At 39.0% G+C, this 14928-nt stretch carries 12 protein-coding genes; 9 read left to right on the top strand and 3 right to left on the bottom strand.

The features are described from left to right. Together GVK91_RS24525 and GVK91_RS24520 are read left to right on the top strand one after the other, a co-directional pair. The gene (locus tag GVK91_RS24525) at positions 1-1458 is read left to right on the top strand and encodes a SusD/RagB family nutrient-binding outer membrane lipoprotein (protein WP_159731788.1); all 1458 of its coding nucleotides are present in this window, start codon (positions 1-3) and stop codon (positions 1456-1458) included. A 181-nt stretch (positions 1459-1639) separates the two neighbouring features. Beyond that, positions 1640-3211 (top strand): hypothetical protein, encoded by a 1572-nt coding sequence (locus tag GVK91_RS24520; RefSeq protein WP_159731786.1) that lies wholly within the window; start codon positions 1640-1642, stop codon positions 3209-3211. 273 nt (positions 3212-3484) lie between these two features. On the opposite strand, the gene GVK91_RS24515 is transcribed toward GVK91_RS24520, so the two are convergent. After that, entirely contained in the window at positions 3485-3889 is a 405-nt protein-coding gene (locus tag GVK91_RS24515) for a helix-turn-helix domain-containing protein (RefSeq protein ID WP_159731784.1), read from the bottom strand. Positions 3890-4546: 657 nt separating this feature from the next. On the opposite strand from GVK91_RS24515, the gene GVK91_RS24510 reads away from it, so the two are divergent. The 4 genes from GVK91_RS24510 to GVK91_RS24495 all read left to right on the top strand — a co-directional run bounded on the left by GVK91_RS24510 (position 4547) and on the right by GVK91_RS24495 (position 10888). After that, positions 4547-4921, top strand: coding sequence for a hypothetical protein (locus tag GVK91_RS24510; protein ID WP_159731782.1), 375 nt, complete (start codon positions 4547-4549; stop codon positions 4919-4921). Positions 4922-5277: 356 nt separating this feature from the next. Beyond that, the gene (locus GVK91_RS24505) at positions 5278-6312 is read left to right on the top strand and encodes a TlpA disulfide reductase family protein (RefSeq protein ID WP_159731780.1); all 1035 of its coding nucleotides are present in this window, start codon (positions 5278-5280) and stop codon (positions 6310-6312) included. Further along, positions 6309-9530 (top strand): SusC/RagA family TonB-linked outer membrane protein, encoded by a 3222-nt coding sequence (locus tag GVK91_RS24500; RefSeq protein WP_159731778.1) that lies wholly within the window; start codon positions 6309-6311, stop codon positions 9528-9530. Before GVK91_RS24505 ends, GVK91_RS24500 begins: the two co-directional genes overlap by 4 nt. Positions 9531-9541: 11 nt before the next feature. After that, the gene (locus GVK91_RS24495; RefSeq protein WP_159731776.1) at positions 9542-10888 is read left to right on the top strand and encodes a RagB/SusD family nutrient uptake outer membrane protein; all 1347 of its coding nucleotides are present in this window, start codon (positions 9542-9544) and stop codon (positions 10886-10888) included. Between the two features lie 72 nt (positions 10889-10960). On the opposite strand, the gene GVK91_RS24490 is transcribed toward GVK91_RS24495, so the two are convergent. Both GVK91_RS24490 and GVK91_RS24485 read right to left on the bottom strand, forming a co-directional pair. Beyond that, entirely contained in the window at positions 10961-11374 is a 414-nt protein-coding gene (locus GVK91_RS24490; protein WP_070565113.1) for a hypothetical protein, read from the bottom strand. A gap of 167 nt (positions 11375-11541) precedes the next feature. Beyond that, positions 11542-12099 (bottom strand): MauE/DoxX family redox-associated membrane protein, encoded by a 558-nt coding sequence (locus GVK91_RS24485; protein WP_159731774.1) that lies wholly within the window; start codon positions 12097-12099, stop codon positions 11542-11544. A gap of 289 nt (positions 12100-12388) precedes the next feature. Here GVK91_RS24485 and GVK91_RS24480 point away from each other — a divergent pair, with 289 nt between their 5' ends. The 3 genes from GVK91_RS24480 to GVK91_RS27550 all read left to right on the top strand — a co-directional run. Further along, a complete protein-coding gene (locus tag GVK91_RS24480; RefSeq protein ID WP_159731772.1) occupies positions 12389-12955 on the top strand; it encodes a sigma-70 family RNA polymerase sigma factor in 567 nt (188 codons plus the stop codon). 11 nt (positions 12956-12966) lie between these two features. Then, a complete protein-coding gene (locus GVK91_RS24475; RefSeq protein ID WP_159731770.1) occupies positions 12967-14220 on the top strand; it encodes a FecR domain-containing protein in 1254 nt (417 codons plus the stop codon). 311 nt (positions 14221-14531) lie between these two features. Further along, the coding region (locus tag GVK91_RS27550) for a hypothetical protein (RefSeq protein ID WP_235032987.1) at positions 14532-14928 on the top strand (397 nt) is incomplete at its 3' end.

The following is a 14928-nucleotide window of genomic DNA, read 5'->3' as shown; positions in this document are numbered from 1 at the left end:
ATGAACAAGAATATAAAGAAGTTTGTTTTTGCTGCATTGGTTGGATCCGTAGCATTTACAAGTTGTAATAAGTATTTGGATGTTAACGACAATCCAAATAATCCAGAAAAAGTTGAACCAAACCTGTTGCTACCTACAGTTGAAGCCTCTTTAAGTCAGATTGTTGGTAATCAACTTCAAGTGTATGGTGGTTTATGGGCGCAATATTGGACACAGGCTCCATCCTCATCACAGTATCAAACTATTGATCAGTATAATCTTAAAAATACGGCTTCGGATCGTATTTGGTCAACAATCTATAGAAGTGCTTTAAATAATGCTGAAATAATCATTAATTCAGAGAGAGGTGCTAATAACTATACAATTGGTATGGCGTATTTGTTGAAAGCTTATACATTACAAGTAGCTACTGACGCTTTTGGAGATATTCCGTTGGATGAAGCTTTGCAAGGAGCGACGAACTTAAGTCCAAAATATCAAACACAGAAAGAGGTATACAACAGTATTTTCGAGAGTATTGATAAAGGCGTCGAGTTATTGAAAGGCGATCTTGGTACCACACCTGGTGAACAAGATATGCTGTTTGGCGGTGATAAAGCTTCTTGGATTGCGTTCGCAAATACCTTGAAATTGAAGGCTTATTTACGTATTTCAAATGTGGATGCGGCGACTGCACAAGCAGGTATCAAAGCATTATATGCTACAAATCCAACATTTTTAAATAAAGACGTTTCCATCACGTTTACGACAACTGGTGGTAACCAGAACCCATTCTATACAGAAATGGTAGGTTTAGATTACGTTCAGAACGTGGTTGCAAGCGGAACTGCTGTTAAAGCATTTGAAGCAAATAAGGATAAAAGATCTTTTGCATTGTACAACAGATTGTTCAAAGCTGACAACATTACTCTACAGGATACAGTAGCCTATTTAATACAAGGCGACTTTAGAGGACAAAATATGAAGAAAGTTTCTGCTCCTTCTCCAGCGACTGGCGCAAATGCGAAAAATACAGCTTCTGCAATCGCTCCTGTAAAATTATTCTCTATTGCCGAAAGCAAATTCTTGCAAGCTGAAGCTGCTTTGAAAGGATGGGGAACAGGGACGGTTTCAACGTTGTACAATGAAGGTATTACAGCTTCATTTGACTATTTGGGTACGGAAGGACTGTCTTCTTATTTAGCTGCTGCGGGTAAATTTCCAACTGATGCTTCAAAACAATTAGAAGCAATCATTACGCAGAAATACTATGCAATGAATGGTTTTCAAAACTTTGAAGCATGGACCGAATATAGAAGAACAGGTTATCCTACATTCTTGATTCAATCAAAAGCATCAATCTTGGCTAATGGTGAAATGCCGCAACGTTTGTTGTATCCAAATACTGAGTTGACAACTAACTTAAACTATCCAGGTACGAAAGCGATTACCGTACCGGTTTGGTGGGACGTTAAATAATCTTTTAGATTATATGCTTATAAAAGCGGCAATTTCGAAAGAAATTGCCGCTTTTTTTTCTTTGTTTAGTGTAATAATTTCTGTTATGCAACATTTTTTTTACTAAATCGTTGTTTTTGAAACTAATTTATGTATGTATATTGTGCTTACGAAATCACATTATTTAATACTTTAAATTTAAATGAAAAAATCAATTTATTTTGCTCTTGCAATTGTCGCATTAACTAGTTCATGTAATAAAGAACTAGTTAATGACCAAACATTAAACGGAACCTTGAAGAATGTCTCACTGAAAGCAAATACACCATCCCCAGCTTTGGACTGGAGTAATGCATCTTTTTTTAATAACGGCCCAAATGATGTTGTGCCTGCACCGTGGGCGGGAGGTGCATCGCGTTCTTTCCCTACAGATTATCTAAATGATTATAAGCTTGAGGACGGTTGGGAGATGTATTTTAATACTTTTAATTCTAGTGTTAAGGTTGATGCGCCTTATTTTGTCCTATACAATAGGTATAGAGGTACAATGAGGATTTATTATTATTTTTTACCAAAATCCGGTGTTGAGACTACACAGGTTACTTTTCAACTCGATTTAAAGGGAACGGAAAATAAATCGAATATATTGAGCTTCGATAACCAAGAAGCCATAGATCTTGCGGATTTACCAACGACAGTTTCTAAAGTTCAGCAAGAGAAAATTTTTCAAAGTGGCTCGTGGTACTCGGAAGAATTTCAATTGGCTTATGATCCAAGTCTGATAAATAAAAGTTACACAAGCAACCAGTTGCGATGGAATATGTTTTCGGCAAGTGTTGATCAAGTTAATTTGGATGGTATTCAGAAGGGGGAAATTAATGGCACAGTTCAAACTCCAAAGCCAACCACAAGTCTTTTTGGGCAATTAGTGTCTGGGGCTATTAATGTTGGATCAGGTGGGCTAGGTTTATATGCAACTGGTGCAAAAGTTTTGGGTAACTTCTTTTCTAAAAGTTTTGGTCCTGTCAAACTTGAAAATGTTAAAAAAGGTATCGATGAAGCCGCAAATAAAAATTTGAAAACAGGAGGATCTAGTATATTTAATGCCGTTAGTTCATTAGTTACTGGTGGAAGTGGCGGGGGATTTTCGGAACAAAAGGTTAATTTGATTATGGATACGAAAATGCAGTTAAACGGTTCTATTAGCCATGATCCTAATGGACTTTTCTCTACAACGTTATTTATATCAGGTACACAAGGGCTGTCAGGAGCGCCTGGAAATATACCAAACTACAATGGACGCTTGGGGATTTTTAATCTTTCTGCAAAGCCAAAAGTTGTCTTACGCGATGTAACTCCAGTTGTTTTACCGCCTGATGATATCAGATTAAAATATTATCAGGCGGAATACTTTATTGATAAGGAATCTTTTCAGATGGTTATAAATCCTGATATTATTAATACTTCATTAAATGGAGCTTCAATTCAAAATTATCGTCAAGAGGTCGTGACAGATGATTTAAGAAGCCGGGCATCGTATGATTTTGATGAGTATCCGATGTTTGAAGAGTATATGGGTATTGATAGAAAGGTAGTGACAGGGGTCGGAAGTCTTAGTTTCGGTTTCTGGACTAGATCTAATCGTCCTATCGTTGTTAATAATCTGCAACTTGGTACTTTTGTAAGAATTTCTTTTGACGTTGTACCCAATAATGGTAAGCCTAAAACCACAATTGTTAAAACGTTTGCTGCTGATCTTGTTAATAATTTTTAAAGTTTAAAATATTAGGGAGCTATGAGGTATATATAGCTCCCGAAATATTATTTTATATTAACGAAAACCTATTTTAGAATAAAATAGCTGGTTTAGGAAAAAACATCTACTCCGTTATCAATGGTAAGCGTAAAGCTGTTAATCAAACATCTGGAGTTGCTCCAGTGAAATTGTTTTAAATAATTGATTATAAATTATTTTTAATATTGAATCTAAGTAATTGTATTCGATAGGTAGTTGATGATTTACACTTTATATTAATTGTAAAAATAATTAAACTTTCTTCAAAATGGCCAATTCAGTCTTCAATTCCTCCACTTGCCTTTTAAAATCCTCAATTCTTTCATACCTTTCTTGAAGCAGCTCATCTTTTGATTTAATCTGAGTTTCATATAACCCCTTGATAAATTCTATGTTGTTATCATTATAATCGGAGTTAAATAACTGATTTACCTTTTGGTTATGAGAGATGTAGTTATTAACTTTTGAATCGAAAAAATATTCTGGATCAACCTCAAATAATTCGCCAAGAGTGACTGCATTATCCCAGGATAATTTATTCTGATCAGACTCTAATTTTGATATAGCGGGTTGAGAGATGTTTAATTTCGCTGCTAGAACGTCTTGCCCCCAGCCTTTTTGCTCCCTCAATAATCGTATTTTAGTACCTGTTGTCATATCACTAATTTTTATAACTAATTATAACTCATAGTTATGTTTTTATAACTGATTGCTATTTGATTGTAGTGCAGAAATTTAAATCTTTGTAAAGTTAATTACCAAATATACTAAAAAAAGCAAAAAGTCGGATTGTAAAATAAGATAAAATATAATACTTTTGCTCCATCTCATATAGGTGGATGCGCTTATGAGTCTTGTCAATGAAACCTGAGAAATTTCAATTTGGAACAAGGCGATAAGTGGATCAAAACGCCCGTCAGCAATGGCGTGGCGTCCGCTTACTCGTTCCAGGGCTTCTCAGGGCCTCATTGACAGTAGGTTGGATGTCACGCCATTGTTGGTTTCTAACACTGCAACAAGACTCGTTACCAATAAAACGAGTTATGAACAAAAAACAACAATCAAAGAACATCATCGCTGCCCCCGAGTAGCTCGGCTGGTTTGGCCAAATAAGATTTGGCTTCTCTTGCCATGGACTGCGTAAAGCCAATATTATACACCTTTGTGACCCCTCAATCAAACGCGCTCTGGTTCCAAGAATGAATTAATTATTACAAATGTGAACTGATGAGTAACATCAGGCTCCCAATAAAAAGCTGATTTCGATCGGGGAGGGGATACTATGTACTTTCGGTTACGAAGATTTACTGAAAAATGAACAGGATTTTAGCGCTACAACTTGCTTTTGACTTGATAATCTTTGATGTCCATAAGGACGACTATGACCCTATTAAGGATATTGAAGCATTCTGGAATCACTATGCGCTAGAGGTTATTTCTGCTAATATGCTGCAGCTATTGAGTACGCATCTTGATGGTGGCACGGTAGAAAATAGGCTCCTGAAGGATGAGGAAATGCAGGAATTTGCAACTGCATTGAATCGCGTATTGATCGCCTATTGCATCGCCAACCATCGCCATATAGACCTGAGTGAAATTCAGCTGGCAGCAGAAGCAAAAGACCGCATAGGAAAAGAGCTGGAATTGAGCAAAAAAATCGTTGATTTTTTCGGTAGGTTATCGGAATAACCACTAACAAACAAATTATGAATACCCTAAAATTACTAGCCTTTGTAAGGCTATATATAACCTATATATTTCAAGTACCTGTTAAGCACTACTTAAGCACAGATATAGTACTATTTACACAACTGCTGCGCAAGAAAATTAGACAAGGAAAAACGTACTTTAAAGGTACTTTGATCGTGCAAAAAAAGCGATACACGAGCGACTTTCAAAACCTAACAAAGATGGAGACTTCTTCGGACTTTTGTCTGCCCAACTTCGCCCCAGCTTCTGCCTTTCATGCTATTGGCATCGAGTTTTCATCGGGATTTCATCGGGCCATACCGATCAAAATCCGATGCCGACCCGATGAAAATCCGATGAAATGTAGAAATTTGACGGGTATTGGTCAAATAATGCTCCACTATAGGTCGACACAAGAAACACACAAGCTTGACTATAGCGCGACCCTAGGTTCGCCCTTCCTAAGCCCTTGTTATACACAAGAACGACTAAAGGATTGCACAAGCCACACGCAGAAAAATGAAGCTTTTCAGCGTACGAAAGATTTCGAATTGATAGATGAATTGAGATTGAAGCCACTGCTTTTAGCGTGTTTTAATCTGATATGTGAGGTTAAAGTAACACGGGCCAGTACTCAGCTTGCTTTGGTGCGACAAGTCGCTCAGCGGGCTTTAAATTGTTTTTCAATAGTGACAAGTTTTAAGAGTGCGTATCGTATGGTTTTGTCGTGCGTATGCTTAAGGATAGTTTTTCAATCATCTAATTTTTCTTTTAAGGTATTGAAGAGCATCAGAGCTCTTATGGTATTAGCTCTTATGGTTTCTATGTTTAGTTTATCAGCTCAGACGCCCTGCAAGAACAGCGGGGCTGATGGGCTGGATAAAATAAAAGGGCTCCAGGTTGGTGATAGGTTACCGGATAAATTTTGGTCTACTTCGTATCTCGGACTTAAAGATGGTAATACTGCTGAATTTAACTTTCATCAATCAAAAGGGAAATTTATCCTACTTGATTTTTGGGCGACCTGGTGTACCGTCTGTGTTAAGGGATTCCCAAAAATTGACAGCTTGCATCGAGCCTTGAAAGACAATATAGCCATTGTCCTAGTTAATCAAAAAGGCAATAGGGATACCAAAGAAAGTATTGCAGCTTTCTTTGAACGCTATCATAATCGTTTTCCCTACGCAATGGATATGCCTCAGATTTATCAAGACACTATTTTGAATCAATATTTTCAACATCGAAGCATTCCCCATTATGTCCTGATTTCTCCAAAGGGCAGGGTCTTGTCTTTAGGTTCTATTCGCGAATTTAACGCGATGATAGAAATATTGGATCTCTCTTTTTATAAAAATAACGCAAAAGCATTAAAAGAAAGGAGTGGAAAATGAAATATATGCTAAAAGTCTTTTGTTATATTCTTATCCTCCTTCATTTTGCCGCAGGCCAAACTCGCGAAAGATTATGGAAAGGTAAGATTCTGAATTCCAGTGGCACATCGCTGGCAAATGTAAATGTGGTTTCGAAAAGTAGCTCTGTGCGCTCGGACAATGCCGGGAAGTTTACTGTAAAGGCCGGACTAAATGATTCGATACGCTTTTCCCTGATCGGATACCAGCCGGAAACTATAATAGCTCGCGGAAACGATGATAACCTCGTTGTGGTGCTAAAAGAGCTAACAAATCAATTGGCGGAAGTTGAGATAAGTACAGGCTATCAGAAACTGAAGGTCAACCAGATCAATGGCTCAGTAACTGTACTGAAAAAAGATCTGCTGGAAAAGCAGGTTGGAATGAATATCCTGGATCGCTTAGAAGGGGTAACAAATGGACTTGTTTTCCAAAAAGGAAAAACCAATCTCAATCCGCAGAATAAACTGGGGATCACCGTGCGTGGATATGGTACCATAAACGGTCCACTGGATCCCTTAATCGTATTGGATGAATTTGTCTATGAAGGGGATATCAATAATATCAATCCGAACGATATTGAATCCGTGACAGTCCTGAAAGATGCTGAGGCGACTTCGATCTATGGGGCCCGGGGTGGAAATGGAGTGATTGTACTAACTACAAAAAGGTCAAAAATGGATGGAAAGACACGCATTGATCTAAATTTCAACACCAGTGTTAAGGAAAAGCCTGATCTTTCTCCATTGGCTATAGTGGGCAATAAGGATTATATTGACCTAGAGGAAATGCTATTTGCCGCTGGCCAGTTTGATAGTCGGCTGGACAGCTGGGATGGGCCACCTGTTTCGCCTATCGTTTATTGGTTGGATAAAAGGCGTAAAAATGAAATCTCGGATGATGTATATCAGTCTCATAAAGCGTTTTACCTAAAGTCTGACCTGAGGCAGCAGTATAGCAACTATTTTTATAAACCTGCACAGACGCAGCAATTAGGTGTAAATATCTCAGGAGGGGGCGCATCCAATAGCTGGACTCTTTCGCTGGGGCAGGACTGGCAGAAAGATAATTATAGCCGGCCCGCTGCACGTACAACCATTAGGCTTGCCAATACGATGACCTTGAATAAATGGTTGAACGTTAATGTGTCAGCATCTTATTCCAATAAAAAAAATAGGAATAGCAATATTCCTTCTTATGCTGCATTGGCAAGTGTGGGCAACCAGTATGTGGTACCCTATCTGTCTTTGTTTGATGAGGACGGCAGTCCGGCAGCATTTTATGAAAACTATGGAAAAACAGTGCTGGATACAGTAGGAAAAGGACGGTTATTCGACTGGAATTACTATCCTGTCGAGGATTTTAAATACAATACAGAAACGAATACGATCCAAGAATATATCGCAAATATTGGTATCAGTATTAAGCTTTTTTCCGGTGGCATGTTTAAAGCCAATTACCAGCGTCAGCGTCAAGACGGACTGATCGATAATCATTATATGAAAGAAAGTTATTTTGTGCGCGATATGGTGAATACGTTCAGTCAGATCAATCAAACCACAGGAAAGGTAACTTACATCGTACCTTATGGGGATATTTTATGGAAAACAGGCAATAACCAAGAATCTTATGCTTTTAGAAGTCAATTTGATTTTAATAAAAAGGTAGGCCAGCATGCTTTCATTGCGATGGCCGGACTGGAGATGCGGCAAACAAAGGCATGGGGCAATAGCATGGTCTATTATGGTTATCGTGAAGATCCGCTATCAATGGTTCCAGTCGATTTTACAACGAGTTATCTCAAGAAACCTTTCGGAAGTTCGGGTACAATAATGGGAAGTCCAAATTTGTCTCCAACCAGACTGAATAGATTTGTAAGTGTTTACGGAAATTTTCATTATACCTGGAAAGATCGTTATATGCTCAGTGGAAATATAAGAAGAGATGGCTCGAATATTTATGGCGTAGCGACGAATGACAAATGGATGCCGCTTTGGTCTTTAGGCGCGGGCTATGTGCTGTCCAAAGAATCGTTTTTTGAGAAACTTCCTTTAAATTATCTAAAGCTTAAAGCAACATTGGGTTATAGTGGAAATGTTGATTTGAGCCGGTCGGCCTTACCGATTAGCGGTTCGGCGACAAATTCAGCCATCAATGGTTCGTTGCCTTACGGAAGGATCGGAACAATCAACAACCCTTCTTTGCGCTGGGAAGAAGTGATGCAGCTGAATACGGGACTGGAGTTCGCGCTAAAAGATTTCCCGCTTTCTGGTTCGATAGAATACTATATTAAAAATGGATCCGATCTCTATGGCGAGACCAATTATGATTATACGAGCTGGGGCGCTAGGGGAACGATCATCCAGAATGTAGCGGCAATGAAAGGAAAAGGATTGGATGTACAGCTAAATTATGACCTAAAATCAGGTGTATTGGGATGGCAGTCGTCGCTGATCTATAATTACAATAATAACAAGACAACTGCTTATTACTACCCCAATGACCAAAGTCAGCTCTATCGTATGGTAAATACTTCTGGCACTCAGATCAATCCGGTTATTGGCTATCCACTGTATGGTCTTGCGGCATTTATCTGGAAAGGACTTGACGATAAGGGAAATCCGCAGGGAGTATGGAATGGGGAAATATCGACGGACTATACTGCAATTAGTGAAGGTTCAATAGGAAGTGCGGGGGAGGGTGGTTCAGCCCATTTTATTGGTTCTGCCATACCTGTTCATTATGGTGGCTGGTTGAATACATTTTCCTATAAGAATCTGAGTCTGTCTTTCAATTTGAGTTATCGCATGGGCTATTACTTTCGGAGATCTTCGTTCACTTCAAGTGCTCTTATCAATTATGGAACGGTTCATCCCGATTATTATGATCGTTGGCAGCAAAAAGGAGACCATACCAACGTGCCATCTTTTGAATTTCCATTGACTATGCCCGGGCGGGATGCGTTTTATGGCGCTAGTGAGATCCTTGTTGAAAAGGGCGACCATATCCGACTCCAGTTTATCAACCTGACCTATAATTTGCCCAAAATAAGCAGTGGGATCAATAATATACAATTATTTGCCAATGCGGCCAATCTAGGAATTATCTGGCGTGCAAACCGGCGCGGGCTTGATCCAGATAATCCCGAAGCGATTCCTTTGCAGAAAAATTATTCACTTGGCCTTCGTGCCAGCTTTTAACCATTTGCTGTATGAAATTGACGATATATTTTATTTTATGCTGTCTGGTTGCATGTACTTCCTGCAGCCATTACCTTGATCCAAAGAATAGCAATGCCTATCAGGTTCCGGCATCGATACGGGACCTGCAGGAGATACTGGATGATTTTGGCTATATGAATGAGCGGAGAACACCTTCATATGCTGAATCGGCAGCTGATGATTATTTTCTGCTGGACAACAATTATAAGGCTCTTTTACCGGAAATGAAGTTGCTGTACAAATGGGAAGCTTTCGATTATGCATATCCCAATGATTGGTCTTCTGCCTACCTACCTATATATAATGCCAACTTTTGCCTGGAAATATTGGACAAAATTGAAAGGACCGATGTCAACAACAGTGACTGGAAAAATGTCTACGGCTCGGCCCATTTTTACAGGGCTTACTATTTACTTCAGTTATTATGGACTTACGCTCCAGCGTTTGATCCGGAGGGACAGAATGGGGAGAAAGGCATTGTCTTGCGTTTTAAATCTGATTTCAATGTGAAGAGTGAATTTTCTACGGTAGGTGAATGCTATCAGCAAGTATTGAAAGATGCTCAAACGGCCGCAGAAAATTTAGATGATGTACCATTGCTGAAATCACGGCCTTCAAAAGCAGGAGCATATGCACTATTAGCCCGGGCTTACCTGTCCATGGGCCTTTACGAACAAGCAGGAAATGCCGCCGACGAATCGTTGAAGCTGTTCAATGTGCTAATGGATTATAATCAGCCTGAAGACGGAGTAAAGATTAGCGCTTCGGTGCCCTTTTCGAAGTTTACGAAGGAAACGATCTTTTATTCTGAAATGGGTCAAAAGTTTCAGAACTATATCCCAACGCGCGCTTTAATCGATTCTAATTTAATGAATAGCTATGAGAGCGCCGACCTGAGACGGATAGCTTTCTTTAGTGCTTCGGGCAAGTATTTTAAATTTAAAGGGACTTATTCCCATTCCATACAGTGGATGTTCTCGGGGTTAACAACGGCAGAGATGCTTCTGATACGCGCGGAAAGCAATGCACGAAAAGGTGCTTTGAAAGCGAGCATGCAGGATGTTAATCTCCTATTAAAAAATCGGTGGGATCGTACGAAGGTATTTGTGCCAAAAGCAGCACAGGATAGCAACGAAGCTTTGGAGATTGTATTGCTGGAAAGACGAAAAGAACTGTTGATGAGGGGAATTCGTTTATCAGATATTAAACGCTTGAACCTCGAAGGAACAGCCATTAAAATGGTTCGTATGATAGAAGGAGAGCGGGTGGAGCTTAGTCCGAATTCATCAAAGCTAATTTTAAATACTCCTACAGACTTAGATGCTTTTCTAAGATAAGAACTGAATCAATCCAATGTATCATTGTGCTGAAAGCCCATAGCCGAAATTAGGGGCTATGGGCTTTTCGATTTATGGATCCAAAGGTTTGTTCAATGGATCATTGTACTCCGGTGTGGACGCCGAAGAAGGAGACACACCATAGTTGTTGGTGCTGTGCTGAAATGTCTCGATCGTTACTTTGGAAGGATCGATATTATTTCCACTATTCATCGTGCTGGTAGATGGTACGGCAATTGAACAAGCGACATCCTGGTCTTCCGAATCTGAGCAGCTGGTAGAACTCCTCTGCCAATTTGCAGTATTTTTTACGTTAGTATCCGAATAGGGGGCTGGAGAACCAGCTGGCGGAACATACGTAAATATTAAGTCAGTATCTTTATTTTCGTTATTTAGTTTAATTACTTTAAAAGAACTGAATCCAATTATTGCAGCTCCGGCTAACATCACCGTTGCATGCTTTTTGATGAAAGATATTGCTTTCATACCGAGGCCTTTTTTATAAGAGCAAAAAAAGTTTACCTCCACAAAAAACTCAAATTTTTTATTGATGACTGATACCTTGCTTTAACGAGGTGTTTCAGTTTGTTTTATACCTCGGGATCGATTTTTACGGGCTGTCCATCACGTATCATAATTTATTTCTATACCGGCTAAGCCGGGAATAGTGCAAATTTTCGCGGAAAGCGTTTTTGAGAAGTGTGATAATGAAAGAGTATGACAATACCTAAATGAATGTGCGGTGTAAAGGTAAAGCCAATTGATAGGTTCCTTTTCTCGTGCCTTTCCATGGGGCTGGTTGGGCCAGTCAAGTACCATCCCAATATGGATAACGTAAAAAGGACCATATTTACCACCAAATGCCATTCCCACGACAAACTTTCAAATACGGATGCGCAGCCACACGGTTTCTGCGGATATAGATTGAGTAGTCCCAATGCAATATAGACGCTGAAAGAGGATAATAAAGCTATAGATAGCAGTAATCCTATTTTTTTATACCGACCGGCTAAAAGGATTCCGGTAGTGAACTCAAAAGTAGGAAGTGCAAGAGAAAGAGGTTTTGCCCAGCTGCTTGGTAACGGTTGCCGGAGAAGAGCATCCTGGAATGCACTGGGTTCTATGAGCTTGTCTATAGCCACATAGATCCAAAAGACCATAAATCCGATTCGGATGCTTTCCATTGTGATATGTGCTGTTCTTGCGTTCATTTTTGGTTGTTACTGTCTTTTCTAATCTATAAAAGAAGCATAAGAGTATTGGGTTGAATTTTTAATTCAACTATTTGTAAATCAGTGTTTTGTGAGTTATTTTTTTTGGTTTGTTATATAGCTTTTATTATCTTTGTTTTATTAATGATTTAAAATCTAATCTTCTAATTCTTCTATATACTACTAGCAATAAAGGCTAGTTCGTACCTGCTAATACGTTGTGTTTTTTATAAGTATCTGATTTTTAAGTTTTTAATTTATTGAAAATGATGTTAGAGAGGATAGACGAATGGCAAAAGAAACAAATATGTACGATCGTTACTTTTTTCAATTATTAGACTCAAAGCCTAATGCAGCGCTTGAGCAGATTTTTGCGCATTATGGCGGGAGTCTGGAAAAGTATATCCGTCGTTTTATTTATGATGATGACGATCTAGTCAAGGATGTATTGAATGAGACATTAATCGTAATCTGGGAAAAAAGGCAATTGGTCGCGAAGCTGGAAGCACCTGTATATTGGATGCAACGCGTAGCCAAAAATAAAGCTCTTTATTACATTAGAGATAAGGCAAAATATAATAAGATTTCGCTCGATAATGGTCTGGACATGGCTAGTGGTCAATGCGCAGACGATAGATTTGCCTATAACGAACTTGAGATGCTGATCTTGGAGGCTTGTGAAGAATTGCCTCCCCAGGATCGGGAGCTCGTCATTAAATCGAAGTTTGAAGGCAGGAGTAATAAAGAATTAATGGCAGCCTATGGAATGGCAGAACAGACGGAGAAAAATAAACTGTCGAGGGCACTTAAGGTGATCCGAAAAAAGCTGAAAGATCTTATGGGCTTATTTGTTTAATACATGGTGAAATGATTTACAACAGAACATATGTAAAAGAACTGATCAGAAAGCGTATGGACGCGAGTATCAGTTTGACAGAATCCGATCAATTAGAAGCAGCGGAGAAAATTTTTAGTGAAGAGGAATTTGATGCAATGATTGCCGAGGTGATCGAAGAAATGTCTAATGATCGGTCAAACGAACTGTCATTCGATTGGCGGCCTGATTTTGAACAGATCCGGGCTGCGGGAGATCGGTTAGCTAGGAAAAAGAAAAGGCAATTATGGTGGGGGTGTGCTGCAGCAGCGGTTTTATTTGTTTTAGTGTCGAGTGTAATTTTGATTTCAAAACACAGGAATTATAGGGCTGAAATCGGTCTGGAATGTGCTAGTATGTCCTCTGGTACGGAAATACCATTGTCTGAATCTGCAGGTACAATAATGCTTGCTGATTCATCTATCATTCGATTGGATACGAATGCAACCGGAGTATTGCTTGATTTAAACGGTATTTCGCTCGCCAAGACCGCCGAGGGGGTATTGGAATTTGATAAATCATCCAGTGGGCGGGAAATAAATGCCAACGAGACGGATATCGTGATCAGAACAGCTGCTCGTCAGCAATGTGTTATAGAATTTCCGTACGGTATGCGGGTCCGGCTAAATGCCCAATCAACTCTTCGTTATCCGTTGACGCAAGGAGATAGTACACATCTGTTTATCGAGGGCGAGGCGCTTATAGATATTCCTGGACAACTGTTTGGGGGCGTGATGGTAATACAAACTAGCAATGGGAAAATTTTGAGTGATTACGGGAGGTTTGAATTAGCTTCTTATGCCCAGTTTACGCGAGCAACGGTATCATATGGAGAAGTTTTAGTTTCTGATCGCAGATCAAGCAAAAGACAGGTGCTTCAATGTTTGGATGAAGTTGCGGTTATCAAATCCTATTTACCGAAGGGTGAAGAAATACGAAGGGATAGTTTATTTTATTTAACGAACGGGGATTTTGAACAAGCTTCGCAATGGGCGAATGCTGTACGTGAATACAAAGATGTCCCACTGACAGAGTTTGTCTGGCAGATGAGCCGCTGGCATGGATTTACGGTCAAAAATATGAACTGCATACCGAATAAGCTCATAAGTACGACTGTGTGCTACAGGACCAATCGGGAAAAGGTCTATGCTATGATACGCGACGCTGGGGTGTTAATGTATGAGAAAAAAGGGATGATAAGTTTTTGCCCTGAAGATCATAAGGAAAGTCGTACGGCGATGAAATAAGGGAGTTTATCTTAACTTTTAGTTCAGACGGGCATATTCAAATGAGTTTTTTAAGATTGTAGTTATTACAAAGGTACCAATTCTATGATAGCACAGTTGGGCTTTAAGAGCAAGTTTGATCTGCCTGCCACTATAGCTATACTATATTGGAATTATTGATGTAGTATTATTTTAGTATTATACTATACCGAATAGGGGACGTTATTGATGCTTAAGCAAGTCGAAAAATTGGCTTCCTTGTTGGTTTATTGGATGGGAATGTTAGGATATTAATGGTATATTCGTCTACCATTTAGTAACCAATTTAATTTATGAAAAATTTCATCTTTCTTCTGTTAGTATGGAGTTCTTTCCGGGTTTTTGCACAAGATATAAAGATAAAAACCGAAGGTCAGATTATTCATATTGGCACTTCTAAGGATACAATTATTCGTTTTTTTGATGCAGAAAGTGATTTCTTAGCAACAAAAGACAAATCTTATTATTATAGACAAGTTTATCCTGTTGAAAATGAGCCAAGAAGACTCTATCGTGTACAAGCCTTTTATACCGATACGAATCTTCCGAAGTTTTATGGACATAGGTACTATAATAAAAAGCAAATATTATTTCATTTATTTTTCTCTAATTCTTTGCTAACTTTGTTCTTCATGAGGAAGCATATTGTGATTGTTCACTTGTTATGTTTACCTTGTGTAGTGCTGGCAA

Origin of the sequence: Sphingobacterium sp. 18053, assembly GCF_902706145.1 — a bacterium.
GTDB lineage: Bacteria > Bacteroidota > Bacteroidia > Sphingobacteriales > Sphingobacteriaceae > Sphingobacterium > Sphingobacterium paramultivorum.
The sequence above is the reverse complement of the archived record's forward strand: the minus strand, read 5'-3'. Positions and strand labels throughout refer to the sequence as shown.